The organism is Burkholderia anthinoferrum (genome assembly GCF_002925705.1).
Lineage (GTDB): Bacteria > Pseudomonadota > Gammaproteobacteria > Burkholderiales > Burkholderiaceae > Burkholderia > Burkholderia semiarida.
In genome coordinates this window covers 73,448-95,718 of record NZ_LFZP01000065.1, presented here as the reverse complement: position 1 = coordinate 95,718, position 22,271 = coordinate 73,448, and the positions used below count along the sequence as shown (strand labels likewise).

General features: G+C 69.2%; 18 protein-coding genes. 2 read left to right on the top strand and 16 right to left on the bottom strand.

Annotated features, from left to right (window positions below):
- Positions 1–37 precede the first annotated feature (37 nt).
- Positions 38–1,222: a M20 aminoacylase family protein gene (locus C5F75_RS31745; RefSeq protein WP_059582177.1), complete on the bottom strand. Its 1,185-nt coding sequence runs from the start codon at positions 1,220–1,222 to the stop codon at positions 38–40.
- Positions 1,223–1,251: 29 nt separating this feature from the next.
- On the bottom strand, positions 1,252–2,484 hold the full coding sequence (locus C5F75_RS31740) for a diaminopropionate ammonia-lyase (RefSeq protein WP_059581610.1): 1,233 nt from the start codon (positions 2,482–2,484) through the stop codon (positions 1,252–1,254).
- A gap of 179 nt (positions 2,485–2,663) precedes the next feature.
- Here C5F75_RS31740 and C5F75_RS31735 point away from each other — a divergent pair, with 179 nt between their 5' ends.
- On the top strand, positions 2,664–3,140 hold the full coding sequence (locus tag C5F75_RS31735; RefSeq protein WP_059581607.1) for an Lrp/AsnC family transcriptional regulator: 477 nt from the start codon (positions 2,664–2,666) through the stop codon (positions 3,138–3,140).
- A gap of 63 nt (positions 3,141–3,203) precedes the next feature.
- Here the strand turns inward: C5F75_RS31735 and C5F75_RS31730 are convergent, their stop codons facing one another.
- The 14 genes from C5F75_RS31730 to C5F75_RS31665 form a co-directional block, all read right to left on the bottom strand.
- Positions 3,204–4,928 carry a tannase/feruloyl esterase family alpha/beta hydrolase gene (locus C5F75_RS31730; protein ID WP_081066393.1) on the bottom strand — a complete coding sequence of 575 codons (1,725 nt, stop codon included), beginning with the start codon at positions 4,926–4,928 and terminating at the stop codon, positions 3,204–3,206.
- Positions 4,929–4,961: 33 nt separating this feature from the next.
- The gene (locus C5F75_RS31725) at positions 4,962–6,101 is read right to left on the bottom strand and encodes a porin (RefSeq protein WP_059581605.1); all 1,140 of its coding nucleotides are present in this window, start codon (positions 6,099–6,101) and stop codon (positions 4,962–4,964) included.
- 68 nt (positions 6,102–6,169) lie between these two features.
- Positions 6,170–7,375: a 3-(3-hydroxy-phenyl)propionate transporter MhpT gene (gene mhpT / locus C5F75_RS31720; protein ID WP_104013298.1), complete on the bottom strand. Its 1,206-nt coding sequence runs from the start codon at positions 7,373–7,375 to the stop codon at positions 6,170–6,172.
- A 215-nt stretch (positions 7,376–7,590) separates the two neighbouring features.
- Positions 7,591–9,492 (bottom strand): feruloyl-CoA synthase, encoded by a 1,902-nt coding sequence (locus C5F75_RS31715; protein WP_060011186.1) that lies wholly within the window; start codon positions 9,490–9,492, stop codon positions 7,591–7,593.
- Complete coding sequence (locus tag C5F75_RS31710) at positions 9,489–10,937, bottom strand: aldehyde dehydrogenase (RefSeq protein WP_059581596.1); 1,449 nt, start codon at positions 10,935–10,937, stop codon at positions 9,489–9,491. Before C5F75_RS31710 ends, C5F75_RS31715 begins: the two co-directional genes overlap by 4 nt.
- A 70-nt stretch (positions 10,938–11,007) precedes the next feature.
- Positions 11,008–11,838: a p-hydroxycinnamoyl CoA hydratase/lyase gene (locus C5F75_RS31705; RefSeq protein ID WP_059581593.1), complete on the bottom strand. Its 831-nt coding sequence runs from the start codon at positions 11,836–11,838 to the stop codon at positions 11,008–11,010.
- A gap of 229 nt (positions 11,839–12,067) precedes the next feature.
- The gene (locus C5F75_RS31700) at positions 12,068–12,586 is read right to left on the bottom strand and encodes a MarR family winged helix-turn-helix transcriptional regulator (RefSeq protein ID WP_059581591.1); all 519 of its coding nucleotides are present in this window, start codon (positions 12,584–12,586) and stop codon (positions 12,068–12,070) included.
- 104 nt (positions 12,587–12,690) lie between these two features.
- Positions 12,691–13,599 (bottom strand): SMP-30/gluconolactonase/LRE family protein, encoded by a 909-nt coding sequence (locus tag C5F75_RS31695; protein ID WP_059581589.1) that lies wholly within the window; start codon positions 13,597–13,599, stop codon positions 12,691–12,693.
- 50 nt (positions 13,600–13,649) lie between these two features.
- The gene (gene araH, locus C5F75_RS31690; RefSeq protein WP_059581586.1) at positions 13,650–14,675 is read right to left on the bottom strand and encodes an L-arabinose ABC transporter permease AraH; all 1,026 of its coding nucleotides are present in this window, start codon (positions 14,673–14,675) and stop codon (positions 13,650–13,652) included.
- Positions 14,676–14,705: 30 nt separating this feature from the next.
- Complete coding sequence (araG, locus tag C5F75_RS31685; protein ID WP_060011184.1) at positions 14,706–16,256, bottom strand: L-arabinose ABC transporter ATP-binding protein AraG; 1,551 nt, start codon at positions 16,254–16,256, stop codon at positions 14,706–14,708.
- Between the two features lie 20 nt (positions 16,257–16,276).
- Positions 16,277–17,290 (bottom strand): arabinose ABC transporter substrate-binding protein, encoded by a 1,014-nt coding sequence (locus tag C5F75_RS31680; RefSeq protein WP_059581581.1) that lies wholly within the window; start codon positions 17,288–17,290, stop codon positions 16,277–16,279.
- 91 nt (positions 17,291–17,381) lie between these two features.
- Entirely contained in the window at positions 17,382–18,311 is a 930-nt protein-coding gene (locus C5F75_RS31675; protein WP_059581578.1) for a Gfo/Idh/MocA family protein, read from the bottom strand.
- Positions 18,312–18,336: 25 nt separating this feature from the next.
- Complete coding sequence (locus C5F75_RS31670; protein ID WP_059581575.1) at positions 18,337–19,266, bottom strand: dihydrodipicolinate synthase family protein; 930 nt, start codon at positions 19,264–19,266, stop codon at positions 18,337–18,339.
- Between the two features lie 115 nt (positions 19,267–19,381).
- Positions 19,382–21,133, bottom strand: coding sequence for an IlvD/Edd family dehydratase (locus C5F75_RS31665; protein ID WP_059581572.1), 1,752 nt, complete (start codon positions 21,131–21,133; stop codon positions 19,382–19,384).
- A gap of 114 nt (positions 21,134–21,247) precedes the next feature.
- On the opposite strand from C5F75_RS31665, the gene C5F75_RS31660 reads away from it, so the two are divergent.
- Positions 21,248–22,198, top strand: coding sequence for a LysR family transcriptional regulator (locus C5F75_RS31660; protein ID WP_059581569.1), 951 nt, complete (start codon positions 21,248–21,250; stop codon positions 22,196–22,198).
- Positions 22,199–22,271: the final 73 nt, after the last annotated feature.

Genomic DNA, 22,271 nt, shown 5'->3' with positions numbered 1-22,271 from the left:
CAGCGAACCGAATACGCAGCGACCCGCACCCGCCCCGCTACGCGGCCCGCAACGCGCGCCGCGCCACTTCCGCGAAATACCGCGCACCGATCGGCAAAATCTCGTCGTTGAAATCGTACGCCGCGTTGTGCAGCGGCACGCCGCCCTGCCCGGCCGCCTCGCCGTTGCCGATGAACACGAAGTTGCCCGGCACCGCCTGCAGGAACGCGCCGAAATCCTCCGAGATCATCATCGGCTGCACGTTGGCGTTCACCGCGTCGGCGCCCGCGACGTGCGCGGCGGCCCGCACGGCCGTGTCGACCCATTCCGGCGAGTTCACCGTCGGCGCGAACTCGTGCGTGTACTCGAACGTGCAGGCCGCGCCGTGCGTGCGGCAGATCCCTTCGGCGATCTCGGCCATCCGCGTCTCCAGCAGCGCCTGCACGTCGCGCGAATAGCTGCGCGTGTCGCCCTTGATCGTCACGGTCGACGGCAGCACGTTGCGCAGCCCGTCGGTGATGAATTCCGTGCACGACACCACCGCCTGCTGGCCCGGGTCGAGATTGCGCGACACGATCGTCTGCAGCGCGAGCACGATCTGCGCGCCGATCACGATCGGATCGATGCCCATGTGCGGCCGCGCCGCATGCGTGCCGCGCCCGTCGATCCGGATCACGAAATTGTCTTCGCTCGCCATGATGCCGCCCGCACGTGTCGAGAACGTGCCCGCGCGCATGCCCGGCATATTGTGTGCGCCGAAGATCGCGTCGACCGGAAAGCGTTCGAACAGCCCGTCGGCCATCATCGCCTTCGCGCCGCGGCCATGCTCTTCCGCCGGCTGGAAAATGAAGCGCACCGTGCCGTCGAAATCCTTGCGCTCGGCCAGCAGCCGCGCGGCGCCGAGCACCATCGACATGTGGCCGTCGTGACCGCACGCATGCATCTTGCCCGGCGTGCGCGATACGTGTTCGCGGCCTGGCGCGTGCTCGGCGATGTTCAGTGCGTCCATGTCCGCGCGGATGCCGATCGCGCGCCGGCCCGTGCCGGCCGTCAGGTTCGCGACGAGCCCCGTGCCGCCGATTCCGCGATGCACGTCGAGCCCGAGCGTCGTCAGGATCCGCGCGACGTAGTCCGACGTGTTCACTTCCTCGAATCCCGTCTCGGGATACTGGTGCAGATGGCGGCGCCACGTCTTCAATTGGCCCTGCAGCGTGCTTTCGTCGATTGTGTCGATCGTGTCCATTGCGTTCGCCTCGTCGGTCGTCATGTCGTTCAGGCCGCCACCGCCGCGCGGCTCAGCCAGTCGCGCTGGCGCGCGAGCACCGCGTCGGCCGTCTCGCCGACGCAATGCCGGTACACGGACGGCGCGGTCGCCCCTTCCGTGTTGATCGCCAGCACGCGCGCGCTCGCATCGAGCCCGACCTGCCGCGCGCGCGCCGGGTCGCGCATCAGCACGGCCAGCCCCGCGACGCCGGCCGCGCCCGACTCGCCGGCGACGAGCGGCACGTCGCGTTCGCTGCCGGCCGCGAGGCCGCGCATCGCCTGCACCGCGTCTTCGTCGTCGATCAGCATGAAGTGGTCGATGCACATCTCGAGGAAATCCCACGCGAGCGGCGATGCCTCGCCGCACGCGAGCCCCGCCATCACCGAATCGACGCTGCCGGTCGCCTTCGTCGCGCGCCCGGCCAGCGCGCTCTGGTACAGGCAATCGGCCTGGCGAGGCTCGACGACGACGAAGCGCGGCCGCTGCACGCCGTCGCGCTCCCACAGGTAGCTCGCGACGCCCGCGGCGAGGCCGCCCACGCCGCCCTGCAGGAACACGTGCGTGAACGGCCGCCCGTCGTCCTCCGCCGCCTGCGCGGCGGCTTCGGCTGCGATCACGCCGTAGCCCTGCATCACGTCGCGCGGAATCGCTTCGTAGCCGTCGTACGACGTATCCGACACGACGTACCAGCCGTTCGCCTGCGCGAGCTGCGCCGCGCAGACGACCGATTCGTCGTAGTTCCCCGCGATGCGCACGATCCGCGCGCCGTAGGCCGAGATCGCGCGTTCGCGCTCGGCGTCGACGTTCGCGTGCAGCACGATCACGCAGCCGCAGCCGATCGCGCGCGCGGCGGCGGCCAGCGCGCGGCCGTGATTGCCGTCGGTCGCGCTGATCACCGTCAGGTCGGCCAGCTCGGACGCGTAGCGGCCCGTGACAAGCCCCTGCGGATCGAGCGCCTGCGTGCGCCGCAGCCGCTTCACGAGCCGCACCAGCGCGATCGGCGCACCGAGCGCCTTGAAGCTGCCGAGCGGCGAACGGCACGACTCGTCCTTCACGCTGACGCTCGCGACGCCGAGCCGCGCGGCGAGATCGGGCAGCGCACGCAACGGCGTGCGCGCATTGCCGACGAGCGGCCAGTGCGCGAGCCACGCACCGCTTTCGTCGGCCGACGCGATGTTCATCACGCGGCGCAGTGCGTTCGGGTAGGCGGTGCGCGACGCGCGCGGGTTGGCGATGAGCATGACGGAAGGCTCCGGATCGGGACCGCGCGGGCGGCGGTCGGGTGGGTCAGATCGGGCAGGCGCGAGTTGCGCTTGCGGTCGGTTGGGAAAATAATATTGCGCATGCCGGTCTATAAAATCGCCAAATCAGCGGCGTCGACGCAAAAATTTCTCATTCTTTCGAGGCTTCACGCGCCATCATGACGACCCCTCTCGATGCGTTTGATCGCAAGCTGCTGATGGAAGTCCAGCGCGACGCGCAGACGCCGCAGGCCGAGCTCGGCGCGCGCGTCAACCTGTCGACCGCCGCCGTTAACCGGCGGCTGCGGCGCCTCGCGGAAGCGGGCGTGATCGAGCGCTATACGGCCGTCGTCGCACCGGACAAGGTCGATCATCCGCTGACGATCGTCGTGAACGTCGAGGTCGAGAGCGAGCAGATCGACCAGCTCGACGCGATGAAGCGCGCGTTCGAGCGCTGCCCGCAGATCCAGCAGTGCTACTACGTGACGGGGGAATGGGATTTCGTGCTGATCCTCGCGGTGCGCAACATGGATCAGTACAACGCGCTCACGCGCGAGCTGTTCTTCGCGAACAACAACGTGAAACGGTTCAAGACGCTGGTGAGCATGAGCCGCGTGAAGGTCGGGCTCGACGTGCCGGTCGATGCCGGCGAGTGACTGCGGCGATGAAACAGCCGGCGCGCGACACCGTGCGCCGGCCGTTTCCCATCGACGGCTACGTCAACGACAACTGAAGCTCGCCGCCGAATTCACGTCTCCCGCGCCGTTGTAGCGCGCAACCTGCGGATACGGACACAGCGGCCGCGTGCGCCCCGCGCCCCACGATGCGGGCACTTCCGCGTTCGGCACCGCGTTCGTCGCGTCGCGCGCGGTCGCCACGATCGCCGCCGGCGCCTGCCCTTGTTCGACCCATGCGACGAGCGGGGTCAGCATGTCGAACTGGTCGGCCGCCGGCCCGCCCGAGCAGTGGTTCATCCCCGGCACCGGAAAGAAGCGTGCAAAGCTCGACGCATCGCCGCCGTTCGCCTGCGCGACCTGCGTGTACCAGTCGCGCGTGTCGTTGAACGAAAACACCGGGTCGCCCGTGCCGTGATAGACGAGCAGCTTCGCGCCGCGCGCCTTCAGCGCGGCGAGGTTCGTCTCGTCGGGCGGCGTCATGAACGACCATGACGATTGCGTGTACGTGCCGTTCGTCGCGAAGATCGCCGGCGCGTCGTTGTCCATGTCGAAACCGAGCGCGAAGCCGGCGAGGTTCGCGAGCGTCGCGGCGGTTTTCGGCGGCGTCATGAACGTGAACGCCATCGCGGCCGGATCGAGCGCGATCGAATTCGACTGCTTCCACGCGGCCCAGCCGCTGCCGGCCACGCCCGGATCGTACGGAAAGCTCGCGTACAGCGCCGTGCCCGCGCTGTTGCGCGCGCCGGCAAACACGTTCGCCAGCGCGGTTTTCTGCGCGGGCGTCAGGCAGGCGCCCGTGCGCGTGCCGTTCGCGCAGGTCGGGATATCGGCGTCGATGCTGAAGTGCGCCTGGCACGCGGCGACGTCCTGCACCATCCCGTCGGCCGCGCCGTCGAGCGCGTCGCATTTGTCGAGGATCTTCGCGCCGACGAACTGGCGCTCCGCATCGTTGAAACCGCTGCGGATATCCGGCAACCCGTTCGAGCCCGTCGCCGACGCGATCTTCGCGAACTGCTGCGCGCCGTACATCTCGCCGATCGCCGCCTTCGGCAGATGGAAACCCGGGTCGCCCGCGATGATGCCGTCGTAGTCGGCCGGGTTGCGCACCGCCGTGACCATCGCGTGGCGGCCGCCGTTCGAGCAACCGCCGAAATAGCTGCGATCGGGCGCCTTGCCGTACGCGAGCCGGATCACCTGCTTCGCCATCGGCGTGAGCGCATCGACGGCGCCGTAGCCGTAGTCGATCCGCGCCTGCGGATCGAGGCCGAACAGCGGATTCTGCGCGGCGCTGTGCCCGGAATCCGAGCTGATCACCGCGAAGCCCTGGTTCAGCGCATTGGTCAGCGGCCCGCCGCCGCCGATCTCGCCGGTCGCGGTCACGACGTTGCCGTCGAGCCCGCCGTTCGCCTGGTAGAAGAAGCGGCCGTTCCATGCTTTCGGCAGACGCATCTCGAAGCCGATCGCATAGGTGTTGCCGTCCACCGCGCTCACGCGCTGATTCATCTTGCCGGCGATCACGCAGTGCTCGGCGACCGGCTTGCCGGCCACCGTCAGCGCGCCGGCCGCCGCGGTCGTCACCGACGTGAACGACGTGTTCGCATACGCGAGCTTCGCGACGAGCGCGTCGCACGTTTGCGTCATCGCGGCCGGCGTCGCGGCGCTCAGGTGCGTGGGCGCGGCGCCGATCGAATCGTCGCCGCCGCACCCGGCGAGCATCGCGGCGGCGGACAGCGGCGCAATACAGAGGAATGCAGATTTCGTGTTCAAGATAACTCCCGTTCGGTTCGTCACGCCGGTGAATCAGAACATGTGCCGCACGCCGACCATCGCGCCGAGCTGCCCCATCCCCGCGCCGGGCGTCGTGCCGGGCCCGCCGCCGCTGACCGCGTAGCGCGCGTGCGCGCTGTTCCACAGATACGACGACTGCGCGTAGACGGCCGTGCGCTTGGTGAACAGATAAGTCGCGCGCAGCGTGGCCATCGTCGCGCGCGTGTCGTGCGCGGTGTTGACGATCCGGTAGCCTTCGCCGTCGACGATGAAATCGGGCTTCACCGCATACGACGCGCCGACGAAGAACAGATCCGAATGCGCGCCGGGCGCGGCCGGCGAACCGGTCGATACGCGCCGCCCGATCCAGCCCGCGCCGATCTTCGCGCCGGCCGCCTGCGCATACGCGCTCACGTGCGTGCGCGCATCCTTGCCGCCGCTGCTCGTGAACGGGACGGGCGCCACGCCGTCGAAGAAGTTGGCGGCCGCGCCGGTGCCGCCGCGCTGTTCCTCGTACGAGGCCGCCGCGCCGAAATACGCGCTGTCGTACTTGAGCATCACCGACCAGTTGCGGCACTGCACCGCGTCGCCGGGCACCTGCCCCGCGCACGTGCCCTGCCCCGGCGAATTGCCGGTGCCCGCGCCGTCGCGGCCGAACGAATACGCGGCGCCGAGCGTCACGCCGCGATACGTGCCGACGTAGGTCACCGCGTTGTCGGCGCGGCCGTTCGGCACGTATGCGTCGAACGAGCCGAGCCCGTAGATGTCGGGGCCGATGATGTCCGCACCCTGCAGCGCGAGATAGGTCATCGTGTACTGGCGGCCGAACGCGAGCGTGCCGAAGCCGCTCTTCAGCCCGACGAACGCCTGCCGCCCGAACAGCCGGCCGCCCTGCCCGAGATCGCCGCCGCGCACGTTGAAGCCGCTTTCGAGCGTGAACACCGCCTGGTAGCCGCCGCCGAGATCCTCGGTGCCGCGCAGCCCCCAGCGCGACGGCAGTTCGCCCGTCACGCCCGGCATCCGCACCACGTGATCGCCGGCCGCGTTCGCGTGCGACACGAACTCGACGCCCGTGTCGATGATCCCGTACAGCGTCACGCTCGACTGGGCGTGCGCGCCGGTCGCGGCCAGCGCGCATGCGCCGGCCGCCAGCAAGGCTTTGGTGTGCTTCATGATGAATGTCTCCAGACCTGTGTCGATATCGCGCTCTGTCGGCGCTGGTGGGTTGAATGCAACGGAATTCAGTCGTGTGCCTGCGGCCGCCGGATCAGCACCAGCGCGGCGACGGCGGCGACCAGCGTGACGGGGATGCTCGCGCCGATCACGACGGGCGCGCTGCGGCCAGCGGCCAGCAGCGTCGCGGCCGCGAGCGGCCCGACGACGGAGCCGAGCCGGCCGACGGCGACCGCGGAGCCGACGCCGGTACCGCGCATCGCGGTCGGGTAGTACATCGCGGCAAGCGCGTACAGCACCGACTGCCCGCCGACGACGAACATCCCGGCGGCGAACGCGGCCGCCGCGAGCGACGCGAAGCCGGGCGCGGCCGCGAGCGCGGCGAGCGACAGCACGATCCCGACGTACATGCCGCCGACCACGCGCGATGCGCGCATCCGGTCGAGCGCCGCGCCGATGCCGAGCGCGCCGAGCCCCGCGCCGACGTTGAACGCGATCTGCACGAGGCCGACGTGCGCGCGATCGAGCCCGCGCGACGCCATCAGCGACGGCAGCCAGTTCAGCAGGAAGTACAGAACGATCAGCGTGCAGAAGTAGCTGACCCACAGCGCGACCGTCGACGTCGTGCGGCCGTCGCCGAACAGCGTGCGTGCGACGCTGATGCGCGCGGCCTGCGTGCCGGCGACGTCGAGATACGCGCGCGATTCCGGCAGGCACCACACGAGCAGCGGCACGAGCAGCAGCGGCCCCACCCCGCCGACGTAGAAGATGTGCCGCCATTCGGTGTCGCCGGCGAGCAGCACGCCGATCAGCGATGCGATCACGCCGCCGAACGGAATCCCGCAGTACATCGTCGCGACCGCGCTGCTGCGCGAGCGCGGCTCGACCGCTTCGGACGACAGCGCGATCAGGTTCGGCATCGCGCCGCCGAGGCCGATGCCGGTCAGCACGCGCACGACGACGAGCATCGCGAACGTCGAGACCTGCGCGGTCGCGATCGACAGCAGTCCGAACAGCACGACCGATGCGATCAGCACGCGCTTGCGGCCGATCCGGTCGGCGAGCCGCCCGCCGAGCATCGCGCCCGGCAGCAGCCCGAAGGTGCCCGCGCTGAACGCGAAACCCATCTGCGACACGCTCAATCCGAATTCGCGCGCCATCCGCGGCGCGGCGACGCCGACCGACTGCAGGTCGAGCCCTTCGAGAAGGGCGATCGCGAAACACAGCGCGAGCGTGGTCGCGACCGTGGATTTTTCGGCAACGTAAGTGTTCATGTCTCCATTCCCATGTCTTTGTGGTCGGTCGGCCCTGCAACGGCCGCCGCGCGCCGCCGCCGGCCAGTGGCGGTTCGGCGCGCGAGGTGTCGTATGAACGGCCGCCTTTATCAGGCAGCCTGATTCACTGGCCGCGAAAGTGCCTGCCGGTGTCGTGGCCGGCCGGTCGTTGTACCTGCGTGCTGCTTACCGCTGTAACTGCTCGCGCGTGCTGCTTACGCGTAAATCACGTCGGGATCGCGCCGCGCCGGGTCGTACAGCGCGTCGATCGTCGCCGCGCGATGCTTCTGCACGGCCGCCTGGTTCAGCGATCCCTTGTCGGTCACTTCGCCGAGATCGAGCGACGGCGGCGTGTCGATCAACCGAATCCTCGCGACGAACGTCGAACCGCCGCTCGCGTTCCGGTTCAGCGCGGCCAGCCACGCCGCGAACGCCGCACGCACGGCCGGCGCACGCAGCACGTCGGTCACGGACGCATCGGCGGCGAGCCCCGCCAGCGCACGGCATGCATCGACGCGCGGAAACACCAGCAAGCCGATGTCGTCGCGATTGATTCCCGTCACGACCACGTCCTGCACGTACGGCGCGCCGCTCGACACCGCGTTCGCGCGCAACGGCCCGACGCTGACGAACGTGCCGCTGCTCAGCTTGAAATCCTCGGTCAGCCGCCCGTCGAACATCAGCCCGAGCTCCGGCCGCTCCGGATCGGCAAACACGCCCGCGTCGCCGCTGCGGTAGTAGCCTTCTTCGTCGAACACGTCGCGCGGATCGACATCGGCATGCCAGTAGCCGCGCATCACGTTCGGCCCCTTGAAGCGCAGTTCGTACTTGCCGCCGCACGGCACGAGCTTCGCGTCGCAGCCGGGCGCGGGTAGCCCGATATAGCCCGCGCGCATCAGCGGCCCGGTCGTGAACAGGCACGACGGCGACGCCTCCGTCATCCCGAGGCCGGCCATGATCCGGATGCGCTCGCCGCAATGCGCTTCGGTCACGCGGTCGAGCCGGTCCCACGCGGCCTGCGACAGCCCCGCGCCGCCGAAGAAATACAGCTTCACGCGCGAGAAGAACGTGTCGCGCAGTTCGGCGTCGCGTTCGAGCGCGGTGGTCAGCTCCTCCCAGCCCTTCGGCACGTTGAAGTAGATCGTCGGCGCGATCTCGCGCAGGTTGCGCACGGTTTCGTCGAAGCGGCCGGGCATCGGGCGGCCATCGTCGATGTAGAGCGTGCCGCCGTTGTACAGCGCGATGCCGAGGTTGTGACTGCCGCCGAACGTGTGATTCCACGGCAGCCAGTCGACCAGCACCGGCGGCTCGCGCGTGAGCTCGGGCATCGTCTGGCGCAGCATCTGCTGGTTGCTGCACAGCATCCGGTGCGTGGTCGGCACGGCCTTCGGCAGCTTCGTCGAGCCGGACGTGAACAGGATCTTCGCGAGATGGTCGGGGCCGACCGCCTCGTGGATCGTGTCGATCGTGCGCGGGACGGTGGCGAGCAGGCGCGACAGCGGCACCGCGCGGGCCTTTCCGTCCGCATCGGCATCGCGCGCGACGATCAGCACCGCATCGGCCGGCAACGTCGCGTCGAGCGCACGCGCGAACGGCGCGCGTTCGGCGACGAACACGGCGCCCGGCTTCAGCACGCCGAGCGTGTGACGCAGCTTGCCGTAATCGGTCGACACCAGCGAATACGCGGGCGAGATCGGCGAGTACGGCACGCCGGCCAGCATCGCCGCGAACATCAGTTGCAGATGCTCGAGATCGTTGCCGGACAGCACCGCGAGCGGACGCTCGGCCGACAGCCCGAGATCGACGAGGCCCTGGCCGAGCGCGCGGGCGCGTTCGAGCATCTGCGCGTAGGTGATCTCGATCCAGTGCCCGTCGGCGCCGCGCCGCGCGGCCAGCACGCGGTCGGGGTGCGCCTGCGCGCCGCGTACGAGGCAGTCGGTGATGCGCGTCGGGTAATCGCCGAGCGGCTCGCGCGAGCGCAGGTACCAGGTGCCGTCGTCGGCGCGGCGAATCTCGGCCGCGCCGACCGCGACGGCGGCCGCGCGATAGCGTACGCCGCCAGCGTGTTGGCCAGCCTGAAGCGGCGCCTTCTCTGCTTTCATCGTCGGCTCGCTCATATCGGATAGTGGCGCGGCGTGGTCTGCACGGTGATCCAGCGCAGCTCGGTGAATTCGGCGATCGACGCGCGGCTGCCGAAGCGGCCGTAGCCGCTCGCCTTCGTGCCGCCGAACGGCATCTGCGCCTCGTCGTGCACGGTCGGCCCGTTGACGTGGCAGATCCCCGATTCGATCCGGCGCGCGACCGCCATCGCGCGGGCGATATCGCGGCTGAACACGCTCGCCGACAAGCCGAACTCGCTGTCGTTCGCGAGCTCGACCGCTTCGTCGTCGCTGTCCGCGCGCAGGATCGCCACCACCGGCGCGAACGATTCCTCACGATACAGGCGCATGTCGCGCGTGACGCCGTCGACGATCGCGGGCTGCATCGTCGCGCCTTCCACGCGGCAGCCGAGCGGCAATTGCGCGCCCAGTGCGCGCGCATCCTCGACCAGCGACGCCGCGCGCGCGGCGGCCGACGCATCGACCATCGTGCCGAGCGGATGGCCGGCCCGCGGATCGCCGGCAACCAGCGTGCGCGCCTTCGCGGCGAGCCGCTCGACGAGTGCATCGGCGATCGGCCGCGCGGCGATCACGCGCTCCGTCGACATGCAGATCTGCCCCTGGTTGAAGAATGCGCCGAATGCGATCGCGTCGACCGCCGCATCGAGATCGGCATCGTCGAGCACCAGCACCGGCGCCTTGCCGCCGAGTTCGAGCAGCACCGGTTTCAGGTGCGCGGCCGCGTGGCGCGCGATGATCCGGCCGACGTGCGTCGATCCGGTGAAGTTGATCCGCTTCACATGCGGATGCGCGATCATCCGCTCGACGAGCTCGGGCGCGTCGGCCGCCGCGTGCGTGATCACGTTCACCACGCCCGCGCCGAGCCCCGCTTCGTCCAGCACCGCGCCGATCAGCGCGTGCACGCCCGGGCACGCCTCGGACGCCTTCAGCACGACCGTGTTGCCGCACGCGAGCGGCATTGCGAGCGCTCGCGTGCCGAGGATCACCGGCGCGTTCCACGGCGCGATGCCGAGCACCACGCCGCACGGCACGCGCATCGCGAGCGCGAGATTGCCCGGTACGTCGGACGGGATCACGTCGCCGGCGATCTGCGTCGTCATCGACGCGGCCTCGCGCAGCATGTTCGCCGCGAGCGTCACGTTGAAGCCGATCCAGCCGGGCGTCGCGCCGGTTTCGGCCACGCCGGCCGCGACGAACGCGTCGATGCGCGCGTCCATCAGGTCGGCCGCCTTCAGCAGCAGCCGGCGGCGCTCGGTCGGCGCGAGCGCCGCCCATGCGGGGAACGCGCGGTGCGCGGCGTCGATTGCCGCGTCGGCATCGGCCAGGCCGGCCGCCGGAGCGCGCGATGCGAGCGCGCCCGTCGCGGGGTTGAAGCGGTCGAAGGTGCGGCCGTCGCGAGCGTTGCACCACTCGCCGCCGATCAGCATCCGTCTGTCGGTCATGTCGTCTCCTGCCCTGCCTGTCTCTTGCGGTTACGTCCGCGGTTATATCGGCGGCTGCGTTCGCGCCGTATCAACGCTTGTATGCCTGCAGGCCCGGCTTGATCGTCTTGTCGTCGAGGAACTGCTTCAGCCCCTGTTCACGGCCGCGCTCCGGGTCGCGCAACTGCGCCTGGTCGAGCTTCGCATACAGGTAATCCTCGCACTGCTCCCACGTGAGCTCGCGCGAACGCTTGAAGCCGTGTTTCGCCGCGCGCAGCACGACCGGGTTCTTGTCCATCAGCCGCGCGGCGAGCGCGATCGTCGCGTCGCGCAGCCCGGCGAGCGGCACGCTGCTGTTCACGAGGCCCATCTCGGCCGCTTCCGCGCCGGTGAACGTGTCGCCGGTCATGATGTAGTGCAGCGCGCGGCGATGCCCGACGGTGTCCGCCATCGCCTTGCTGACGAGGTTGCCCGGCGGGATGCCCCAGTTGATCTCCGACAGCCCGAACACCGCTTCGTCGGCCGCGATCGCGAGATCGCACGCGACGAGCGGCGAGAATCCGCCGCCGAAACACCAGCCGTTCACCATCGCGATCGTCGGCTTGTTGTACATCCGCAAGCGGCGCCACTGCCATTCCGACGCGTCGCGGCGCACTTTTTCCTGCAGCGCGTCGGAGCCGCCGTCGATCTCGCGGAAGTATTCCTTCAGGTCCATGCCGGCCGTCCACGCGGCGCCCGCGCCGGTCAGCACCAGCACCTTCGCTTCGTCGTCGAACTCGACCGCGTCGAGGACTTCCAGCATCTCCCGGTTCAACGTCGGGCTCATGGCGTTGCGCTTCTCCGGGCGGTTCAGCGTCACCCACGCGATGCCGGCCTCCACTTTCAGCTCAACGGTCTGCCAGCGGTTGTCGTACTTGCTCATGTCTGTTCCTGTCGTTCGTTCCTGTGCGATTCGGTGCGCAGCATTCCTGCTGCGGACGACTTCATTTAATATCAGGCTACCTGATATTGCAAGCGGCACGAGCGCCGGTGTAAACCCGGAGCGAAAAGCGGGAAAACGGAGGAATCGGGGAACGGTCAGCCGCCGGGAGGCGGGGAAGCGAAGCGGACGCGCGCCGCCCGGGCCGCGCGTCGTGAAGGGTCGGAGCCGATCAGCCGCGGAGGTTGCGCGAGAACAGTTCGAGCGCGCGCTGCACGTGCGCGGCGTCGTCGGCCGAAATGTCGCCGAGCATGCGCATTTCGAGCGGGCGCAGCACGGCTTCGCATTCGCGCAGCATCGCCGCGCCGGCGTCGGTCAGCTTCAGCAGGATGATGCGACCGTGCGACGGGTCGGCTTCGCGCGTGACGAAACCGCGCGCGGCCATCACGCTCATCACCTCGTTCGCCGATTGCGGCGTGATCCACGAACGTTCGGCCAGTTGCGCGTTCGACGATGCGCCGCGCGCCTCGAGCACCGACAGCGCCGTGTATTGGGCGAGCGTGATGCCGAGCGGTGCGAGCGCGTCGGTCATGTGACGGCGCAGCAGCCGGTCGAGGCCGCCGATCACGTAGGTCAGGCGCTGCTGCACGCGCGGCTTCGGCTTGTCGCCCGGGGCGCGGGCGGCGTCGTTCTTCGCGGCGGCTTTTGCAGCGGTTTTCGGGTTCGCGGGCTTGGTCGGGGTGGAACTCATGGTGCGGGCGGGATGGAATTGCGGGCCATCTTACCAGCACGCGAAACGTCGCTCTGTCCGGTTGTATGCGACACGCGCCCGGTACGCGCGGTCAGCCGCGACGGTCAGCCGTCCGACGGGCGCGTGCCCGCAAACCGCGTCGTCGGCAACCCCGCATAGCGCGTCTGCGCGACGAACACACCACCCGCGTGCGCATCGCCGGCCAGCGCGTCATCGCTCAGGTCAACACGCGCACTCGTCACATACAGCCTGCCTTCCCCATCGATCGCCACACAGCTCGGCTGCGCAGTCGGCACCGCCACGCGGTCCGTCTCGACACCGTCGGCCCCATAACGCACCACCCTTCGCCCGCCCCACTGCGCATTCCAAAGCCCGCCGTCGCGATCGACGATCGACCCGTCCGGATCGCCATCGGCATCGGTCAGCCGCGCGAACGGTCTCACGTTCGCGACATCGCCGCCCGCCCGGTAATCGCACACGAAAATCTCGCGCACCAGCGAATCGCAGAAATACATCTTCGTGCCGTCCGGCGAGAACCCGATGCTGTTCGCGATCGCGGCCGGCGGCAGCGCAAGCCGCTCCAGCGCGAGATCGGCATTGAGCCGATAAAACCCGCCGACCGCGCGCGGCGGATCGCCCCCCTCATCCTTCATCCCGAACACGAACGCGCCGAACGGATCGCAGCGTCCGTCGTTCAGCCGCGTCGGCAGTTCGGGCTCGACGTCGACGATCCGCGTGAACGTGCCGCTGCGCAGATCGAAGAACGCAAGATGCGTCGCGAGCCCGACGAGCAGCACATCCGGATCGTCGGTCAGCGCGAAGCACGCGAGCCGTTCGGGCATCGCCCATTGCACGAGGTCCGAACCGTCCGCGCGGCAGCACCACAGCTGCGCGCCTTCGATGTCCACCCAGTACAGCGCGTGCGTCCTGTCGCACCACGTCGCGCCTTCGCCGAGCGTGTTGCGGCTGTCGGCCAGCAGCGTCGCCGACGCGGCCGGATGAGTCTGTTGCATGCCGTCTCCCGATATTCGTCGTATTTGCAGGCGGCCGCGCGTGGTCGACATCAGATCTTCATCGCGCGCCGCTGGTTGCGACGATACTGGTCGAACAGCACCGCGAGCAACAGAATTCCGCCGCGTATCAGATATTGGTAAAAGGTCGGCACGTTCAACAGGCTCATCGCGTCCTGCACCGAGCCCATGATCAGCACGCCGACCAGCACGCCGGAGATCGTCGCGACGCCGCCCGTCAGCGACACGCCGCCGAGCACGCACGCGGAGATCACGCCGAGCTCGAGGCCGACCGACGTCTTCGGATCGCCGAGGCTCATCCGCGACGCAAGCATCACGCCCGCGAAGCCGGTCACGAGCCCCTGCAGCACGAACACCGTGATCTTGATGCGCATCACCGGCAGCCCCGCGAGCAGCGCGGCCTCGCCGTTGCCGCCGACGGCCAGCACGTTCTTGCCGAACACCGTCTTGCGCAGCAGGAAGCCGAACACGACGAAGCCGACGATGTTGCTCCAGATCGGAAACGAGATGCCGAGGAACGACCCACCGCCGAGATCGAAGAAGCGCTCCTCGGAGATCATCACCGCGTCGCCGTTCGACGTGATGAATGCGAGGCCGCGCACGACTTCCATCATCGCGAGCGTGACGATCAGCGAGTTGATCCGCCAGCGCGCGATCAGCACGCCGTTCACGAGCCCGACCGCGCCGCCGGCGAGCACGCCGGCCGCGATGCCGAGCACGACGCTGTGCGTCGCGGTGATCAGCGTCGACGCGACGACGCCGGAAAACGCGACGATCGACGCGACCGACAGGTCGACCTCGCCTAACGCGAGCACGAACATCATCGTCACCGCGATCGAGCCGATCAGCGTGACCGACAGCAGCAGGCCCTGGATGTTGCGCGGCGTGAGAAAGTCCGGCACGGTCAGCGACAGCACCGCGAACAGCACGAGAAACACCATCACGATGCCGGAACGGTTGATCAGCTGCCACACGCCGCCACGCGGACGCGCGGGCGTGGCCGCGGCGGCGGCATCCGGGGATGGGGAGGTACGTTGGGGTTGCATTGCCTGGCTCATATCAGTTGCTTTCCGGTTGACTGCTCGCCGCTAGCGCGGCAGCGCGAGCTTGATCAGCGCGTCGGGCGTCGCGTGCGCCTTGTCGACCTCGCCCGCGATCCGTCCTTCCTTCATCACGATGATGCGATCCGACACGCCGATCACCTCGGCCAGATCGCTCGACACGAGGATCACCGTGCGGCCCGCTTCCGCGAGTTCGTAGAACAGGTTGTAGATTTCCGCGCGCGCGCCGACGTCGATGCCGCGCGTCGGCTCGTCCATCAGGAACACGTCGATGCGCTCGGCCAGCCAGCGCGCGATCACGACCTTCTGCTGGTTGCCGCCCGACAGCGCGCCGATCGGCGTGTCGCCGTCGCGGGTCTTGATCGCGAGGCGCTCGATGTATTTCTGCGCGAGCTCGCGTTCCCGCCGCCCGTCGAGCAGCACGCGCGCCGGGCTGAAATGACGGCGCACGCTGATGTTCAGGTTGTCGGCCACCGACGCGATCGCGACGATGCCCTCCTGTTTCCGGTCTTCCGGGCACAGCGCGATGCCGGCGCGCACCGCGTCGCGCGGGCTGCCGAACGCGACCCGCTTGCCGTTCAGCTCGACGTGCCCCGCGCTCGGGCGCGCGGCGCCGTACAGCAGCTTCATCAGTTCCGAGCGGCCCGCGCCGACGAGCCCGAAGAAGCCGACGATCTCGCCGCGCCGCGCGCTGAACGACACGGGCTCGGCGAGCCCCGGCCCCGTCAACCCTTTCGCCTCGATCAGCACGTCGCCGGCCGTGCGCGGCCGGTAGCCGTACACGTCCTCGATCGAGCGGCCGACCATGCAGCCGATCAGCCGGTCGCGGTCGAGATCGGCGACGGAATCGAACGTGTCGATGCGGCGGCCGTCGCGAAACACGGTCACGCGGTCGCACAGTTCGTACACTTCCTCCATCCGGTGCGTGACGTAGATGATCGCGCGGCCTTCCGCGCGCAGCGCGCGGATGATCCGGAACAGTTGCGTGGTCTCGCGCGCGGACAGCGAGCTCGTCGGCTCGTCGAACGCGATCACCCGTGCGTCGCGCATCAGCGCCTTGCCGATCTCGATCATCTGGCGCTGGCCGATCGACAGATACTTCACCGGAATACCCGGATCGATATGCTCGCCCAGCCGCTCCAGCGCATCGAGCGCGCGCGCGGCGAGCGCGCGCTCGTCGACCACGCCGGCCCGGCTCGGCAATTGTCCGAGCATCAGGTTCTCCGCGACCGTCAGTTCGGGCACCAGATGCAGCTCCTGGTAGATGATCGCGATGCCGGCCTCGAGCGCCGCGCGGGTCGACGCGAAGCGCTGCACCGTGCCGTTCAGCGTCAACGTGCCGGCCTGCGGCTGGTTCACGCCGGACAGCACCTTCAGCAGCGTCGATTTCCCCGCGCCGTTCTCGCCCATCAGCCCGTGCACTTCGCCCGCGCGCACCGACAGCGACACCGTGTCGAGCGCACGCACGCCCGGAAACGTCACGGTGATGCCGTCGAGCGCGAGCAGCGCACCGCTCGGCGGCGTGCCCGCTTCGGCACCGTGGCCGGCGGACGCGGCCGTCATCGTCTGCATCGTCATCGCGTTCTCGCCTCGCCCGCTCAGATGCCGAGCTCGGCGCGCACGGCCTGCCAGTTCGTGCGCGTCATCAGCTTGCCGCTCGTCTGCGTGTCGGCCGGCGGCACCTTGCCGTTGCGGATCCAGTCGACGAGGTTCTGCGTGCTGTCCTTGCCGTGGTTCGTCGAGCTGACCGCGATCGTCCCGTAGAAGCCGGTCGGCTCCTTCTTCTGGAATTCAGCGAACGCCTCGCCCGCACCGTTGATGCCGACGCCGATCACGTCGGCCGCCGGGATGTGCAGCTGTTCCGTCGCGCGCACCGCGCCGAGCACGGTTTCCTCGTTCAGCGCGTAGATCACCCATTTCTTCACGTTCGGATGGCGGGCGAGCACGGGTGCCGCCGCGCTGAAGCCGCCTTCGTCGTCGGTCGTCTTCTGCGGCGCGTCGAAGATGTTCTCCTTGCGGAAGCCGTTCGCGAGCAGCGCCTGCGTCGCGCCGTCGGTGCGCAGCTTCGCGGTCGGCAACTCGTAATTGGTGATCCGCAGCGCGCCGACTTCCTCGGGCTTCCAGCCGCGCCGCTTCATTTCGTCGGAGATCGCCTGGCCGACCTGGTTGCCGATCTTGGTCGCCGACATCCCGAGGTGCGGCACGTTCGGCAGCGGCTTGCCGCTCGAATCGACGAGCTGGTCGTCGACGGTCACGAACTTCATGTTGTAGCGCTTCGCGCGCGACGCGATCGCCGGCCCGAGGCGCACGTCCGGCGCGCAGATCACGAAGCCCTGGGCACCTTGCGAACCGAGATTGTCGATCGCGGCCAGCACCTTCTCGCCGTCCGGCGTGCCGATCTTCACGACCGAGAAGTTCTCCTTCTGGCCGAGCGCGGACGCCGCGTTCTGCTCGTTGATGAACCACGCCTGCTCGGGCATCTTCACGAGGAAGCCGATCTTCAGCGGCGCGTCGGCGTGCGCGGCGCCCTGCATGCCGAGCGGCGCGATGCACAGCGCGGCCAGCAGCGCGCGCAGGGTATGTCGACGGATCGTGTGAGTCGTGCGGTTCATGTGGTGTCTCCTTTGTGTCGGCCGATGCCGTGATGTGTGTCCGTAATCAATCGTTCGTCGTGCGCGCCCGAGGCCGCGCGCGCACGCAGGTTCAGCGGCCGAACGCGTCGGTCTGCACGCGTCGGCCGAACAGGAAGGCGTCGGCGACGAGCCGCAGCGGCCGCACGTCGACGTCGCTTTCGCCACGCGCGATCAGCGCACGAAAGTGCGCATACAGCGCCGGATACTCGCGTTCTGGCCCGATCTCGACCGGCTCGCCCGCGATCGACAATTGCGCGCCGCCGCGACTGATCGCGAGCACGCCGTCGGCCGTGTCGACCGCGATCTCCCATTGCTCGACCGGGCCGTGCCGCCAGTCGAATTCCGCGCGCACCGGCACGCCGTCGGTATCCGCGCAATCGAGTTCGGCCGCGATCGGCGTCTGCACGTCGCTCGGCACGATGAGCGTCGCCTCGCGCAGCACGAGCTCGCGCGGCAGGATCCGCGTGACGATCGACAGCGCGTTGATGCCCGGATCGAACACGCCGAGGCCGCCCGGTTCCCAGATCCACTGCTGCCCCGGATGCCAGCGCCGCACGTCTTCCTTCCAGCGCACCTGCACCGCGCGGATCGTGCGCGTTGCGAGCCACGCGCGCGCCGGTTCCACCGCGCTCGCGCAGCGCGAATGCCAGGTCGCGAACAGCGTGAGGCCGCGCTCGCGCGCCAGCGCGTCCAGCGCGGCCACTTCGCCGAGCGTCGCACCCGGCGGCTTCTCGAGCATCACGTGCTTGCCGGCCTCGAGTGCGGCGCGCGCCTGCGCGTAGCGCACCTGCGGCGGCGCGCACAGCGACACGGCGTCGAGCTCGGGCTCGGCGGCGAGCAGCGCGTTCAGATCCGGATAATTGCGCACGCCGTTGACTTCCGCGTGACGGCTCGCGCAGGCAGTCAACGCGAAGCCCGGTTCGGCGGCGATCGCCGGCAAATGCTGGTCGCGGGCGATCTTGCCGATCCCGATCACGCCCAGCGAAATTGGATTGCTCATCGTGCGTCTCTCCTTCGCGAATCGCTCAGCGCGCCCAGCGCAGCACGAGCGGATCGAGCCGGCGCGCGATCGCGAGCAGTTCCGCGCGCGTGTCCGGGTGCAGTTCCGGCATCGGATGCCGCGGCCGCTCGCACGCGATCACGCCGCCGGCGCGCATCAGCGCCTTCGCGGTGAGGATCCCGGACTGGCGGTTCTCGTGATTGATCAGCGGCAGCCACGTCTGGTAATGCGCGAACGCATCGTCGTGCCGGCCTTCGCGGAACGCTTCGAGGATCGGCCGGATGCCGTCCGGAAAGCCGCCGCCCGTCATCGCGCCGGTCGCGCCCGCATGGAGATCGGCGAGCAGCGTGATCGCTTCCTCGCCGTCCCACGGCCCCTCGATCGCGTCGCCGCCGAGCCGGATCAGCTCGCGCAGCTTGTTCGCGGCGCCCGGCGTCTCGATCTTGAAGTACGCGACCTGTTCGATCTCGCGCGCCATCCGCGCGAGGAACGGCGCGGACAGCGGCGTGCCGCTCGCGGGCGCGTCCTGGATCATGATCGGGATGTCGATCGCATCCGACACGCGCGCATAGAACTCGAAGATCTGCGCCTCCGGCACGCGGAACGTCGCGCCGTGATACGGCGGCATCGCCATCACCATCGCCGCGCCGAGCTGCTGCGCGCGCAGGCTGCGCGCCGCGCACACCTGCGTGCCGTAGTGCGACGTCGTGACGATCACCGGCACGCGGCCGGCGACGTGTTCGAGGATCGTGCGCGTGAGCACGTCGCGTTCGTCGTCGGTGATCGCGAACTGCTCGGAGAAATTCGCGAGGATGCACAGGCCGTCCGACCCCGCATCGATCATGAAGTCGACCGCGCGCTTCTGGCTCGCGAGGTCGAGCTCGCCGGTGTCGGTAAACGTCGTCGGGACGACGGGAAAGATGCCGCGATAGCGCGGCGTGCTGCTCGATGTCATGGTTCGCGTCCTGCTTCGGCCCGGTTGTCGCCGGCCGTCATGCGTTCATGGTTTCATGAAGCGCGGGCCGGGAAGGCCCGCCATCGGCGGCGGCGCACGTCGCGCCGCCCGCCGCTCAATGCGAATGGCTCGGCACGTCCGCGCCGCGCGTGCCGACCAGGAAGTCGAGGTCGCACCCCTCGTCGGCCTGCAGCACGTGATCGATATACAGCCGCGCATAGCCGCCCTTGCCGAGCTGGCCGGCCACGCCCGGCGCCGCGGTCGGATCGACGTCCGACAGGCGGCGCTGCAGTTCTTCATCCGTGATGTCGAGATGCAGCGTGCCGGCCTCGCAGTCGAGCTCGATCCAGTCGCCGTTGCGCACGGCCGCGAGCGGGCCGCCGGCCGCCGCTTCCGGCGCGACGTGCAGCACGACCGTGCCGTACGCGGTGCCGCTCATCCGCGCATCCGAGATCCGCACCATGTCCTTCACGCCCTGGCGCAGCAGCTTCGGCGGCAGCCCCATGTTGCCGACCTCGGCCATGCCCGGATACCCGCGCGGCCCGCAATTCTTCAGCACCATCACCGAGCTCGCGTCGATGTCGAGCGCTTCGTCGTTGATCGTCGCCTTGTAGTGGTCGAGGTTCTCGAACACCACCGCGCGGCCGCGATGCTTGAGCAGTTCGGGGCTCGCCGCCGACGGCTTCAGCACCGCGCCGCGCGGCGCGAGATTGCCGCGCAGGATGCGGATGCCGCCGTCCTCGATCAGCGGCCGGTCGAGCGGGCGGATCACTTCTTCGTCGTAGTTCGGCGCTTCGCGCACGTTGTCCCACAGCGACTTGCCGTTGACCGTCAGCGCGTCCGGGTGCGGCAGCAGCCCGCCTTCGCCGAGCCGGCGCAGCACGGCCGGCAGCCCGCCCGCGTAATAGAACTCCTCCATCAGGAAGCGCCCCGACGGCATCAGGTCGACGATCGTCGGCGTGTCGCGGCCGATGCGCATCCAGTCTTCCAGCTCGAGCGGCACGCCGATGCGGCCGGCGATCGCCTTCAGGTGGATCACGGCGTTGGTCGAGCCGCCGATCGCCGCGTTCGTGCGGATCGCGTTCTCGAACGCCGCGCGCGTCAGGATCTTCGACAGCACGAGCCCTTCGAGCGCCATCTCGACGATCCGGATGCCCGACATGTGCGCGAGCACGTAGCGGCGCGAATCGACGGCCGGAATCGCCGCGTTGTGCGGCAGCGCGACGCCGAGCGCCTCGGCCATGCACGCCATCGTCGACGCGGTGCCCATCGTGTTGCAGGTGCCGGCCGAGCGCGACATGCCGGCTTCGGCGGACAGGAAGTGATGCACGTCGATCTCGCCGGCCTTCAGCGCTTCGTGCAACTGCCACACGGCCGTGCCCGAACCGATGTTCTTGCCTTCGAGCTTGCCGTTCAGCATCGGGCCGCCCGACACGACGATCGCCGGCACGTCGCAGCTCGCCGCGCCCATCAGCAGCGCGGGCGTCGTCTTGTCGCAGCCGGCGAGCAGCACGACCGCGTCGATCGGGTTGCCGCGGATCGCTTCCTCGACGTCCATCGATGCAAGATTGCGCGTGAGCATCGCCGACGGCCGCAGGTTCGATTCACCGTTCGAGAACACCGGGAACTCGACCGGGAAGCCGCCCGCTTCCGAGATCCCGCGCTTCACGTGCTCGGCGAGCTTGCGGAAGTGCGCGTTGCATGGCGTCAGTTCGGACCACGTGTTGCAGATGCCGATGATCGGCCGGCCGTCGAATTCGTGATCGGGAATGCCCTGGTTCTTCATCCAGCTTCGGTACATGAAGCCGTTCTTGTCGTTCGTGCCGAACCATTGAGCGGAGCGCAGCCTGGGTTTTGTTGCCGACATCGTCAGTCCTGTGGTGACGGGATACCGGCGCAGTCTAGGCAGAATTTTGATAACTGGCTAATGACGATTTAGGCGATTACGATATCGATTCCGATATCGATATAAACCCGTACGATGACCGAAGCCAGCCCGTGGGGCAACCGCGCCCGCCTGAAGACGCGCCAGTTGCTGCTGCTCGTCGCGCTCGCAGACGAAGGCAGCATTCACCGCGCGGCGGCCGCGCTGAACATGACGCAGCCGGCCGCGTCGAAGCTGCTGCGCGAGCTCGAGGAATCGATCGGCGCGGTGCTGTTCGAGCGCCTGCCGCGCGGGATGCGGCCGACGCTGTACGGCGACGCGCTGATCCGCCACGCGCGCGCGGCGCTCGGCAGCCTCGATCAGGCGCGCGAGGAACTGGCCGCGCTGAAGGCCGGCCATCTGGGCCACGTGGCGGTGGGCGCGATCACGTCGCCGGGCCTGCGGCTCGTGCCGCCGGCCGTGGCGGCGGTAAAGGGGACGCATGCGGGCCTGCACGTGTCGGTCGAGATCGATACCAGCAACGTGCTGCTCGAACACCTCGCGCAGGAAAAGATCGACATCGTGCTCGGCCGGCTGTCCGCCGAACACGACAAGCTGCGCCTGCGCTACGAGCCGCTGACCGGCGAGTCGGTGGCCGCCGTCGTGCGGCCCGGCCACCCGCTGCTCGCGCACGCGCCGCTGGCGCTCGCCGACGTGCAACGCGCCGCGTGGGTCGTGCCGCCGGCCGGCAGCGTGCTGCGCCACCGCTTCGAGCTCGTGTTCCAGCGCGCGAGCCTCGCGCCGCCGGCGAACCTCGTCGAAACCTCGGCGCTGCTGTTCATCACGCAACTGCTCGAACAGAGCGACATGATCGCGGTGCTCGCCGAGGACGTCGCGCACTACTACGCGCGGCACGGGATCGTCACGGTGCTGCCGCTGGAGATGGATTGCCGGATGGACGATTTCGGGATCATCACGCGCACCGACCGGCTGCATTCGCCGGCAGTGGCGGTGATGGTCGAGGCGATTCGGGCGGCGGCGGGGGAGGTTTACGGAGTGGGGTTGTGAGGCGGCGATTTCGGGCTTTGCCGCCGCAGCGCGGATAGCATGGTCGCCACACGTGGCCCTCCGACAAGAGAGC

Bases quoted from the DNA above. Each gene is read 5' to 3' on its own strand.
- C5F75_RS31745 (WP_059582177.1), bottom strand. From the start codon at position 1,222: ATGGACACGATCGACACAATCGACGAAAGCACGCTGCAGGGCCAATTG.
- C5F75_RS31740 (WP_059581610.1), bottom strand. From the start codon at position 2,484: ATGCTCATCGCCAACCCGCGCGCGTCGCGCACCGCCTACCCGAACGCA.
- C5F75_RS31735 (WP_059581607.1), top strand. From the start codon at position 2,664: ATGACGACCCCTCTCGATGCGTTTGATCGCAAGCTGCTGATGGAAGTC.
- C5F75_RS31725 (WP_059581605.1), bottom strand. From the start codon at position 6,101: ATGAAGCACACCAAAGCCTTGCTGGCGGCCGGCGCATGCGCGCTGGCC.
- mhpT (WP_104013298.1), bottom strand. From the start codon at position 7,375: ATGAACACTTACGTTGCCGAAAAATCCACGGTCGCGACCACGCTCGCG.
- C5F75_RS31715 (WP_060011186.1), bottom strand. From the start codon at position 9,492: ATGAGCGAGCCGACGATGAAAGCAGAGAAGGCGCCGCTTCAGGCTGGC.
- C5F75_RS31710 (WP_059581596.1), bottom strand. From the start codon at position 10,937: ATGACCGACAGACGGATGCTGATCGGCGGCGAGTGGTGCAACGCTCGC.
- C5F75_RS31705 (WP_059581593.1), bottom strand. From the start codon at position 11,838: ATGAGCAAGTACGACAACCGCTGGCAGACCGTTGAGCTGAAAGTGGAG.
- C5F75_RS31700 (WP_059581591.1), bottom strand. From the start codon at position 12,586: ATGAGTTCCACCCCGACCAAGCCCGCGAACCCGAAAACCGCTGCAAAA.
- C5F75_RS31695 (WP_059581589.1), bottom strand. From the start codon at position 13,599: ATGCAACAGACTCATCCGGCCGCGTCGGCGACGCTGCTGGCCGACAGC.
- araH (WP_059581586.1), bottom strand. From the start codon at position 14,675: ATGAGCCAGGCAATGCAACCCCAACGTACCTCCCCATCCCCGGATGCC.
- araG (WP_060011184.1), bottom strand. From the start codon at position 16,256: ATGACGATGCAGACGATGACGGCCGCGTCCGCCGGCCACGGTGCCGAA.
- C5F75_RS31680 (WP_059581581.1), bottom strand. From the start codon at position 17,290: ATGAACCGCACGACTCACACGATCCGTCGACATACCCTGCGCGCGCTG.
- C5F75_RS31675 (WP_059581578.1), bottom strand. From the start codon at position 18,311: ATGAGCAATCCAATTTCGCTGGGCGTGATCGGGATCGGCAAGATCGCC.
- C5F75_RS31670 (WP_059581575.1), bottom strand. From the start codon at position 19,266: ATGACATCGAGCAGCACGCCGCGCTATCGCGGCATCTTTCCCGTCGTC.
- C5F75_RS31665 (WP_059581572.1), bottom strand. From the start codon at position 21,133: ATGTCGGCAACAAAACCCAGGCTGCGCTCCGCTCAATGGTTCGGCACG.
- C5F75_RS31660 (WP_059581569.1), top strand. From the start codon at position 21,248: ATGACCGAAGCCAGCCCGTGGGGCAACCGCGCCCGCCTGAAGACGCGC.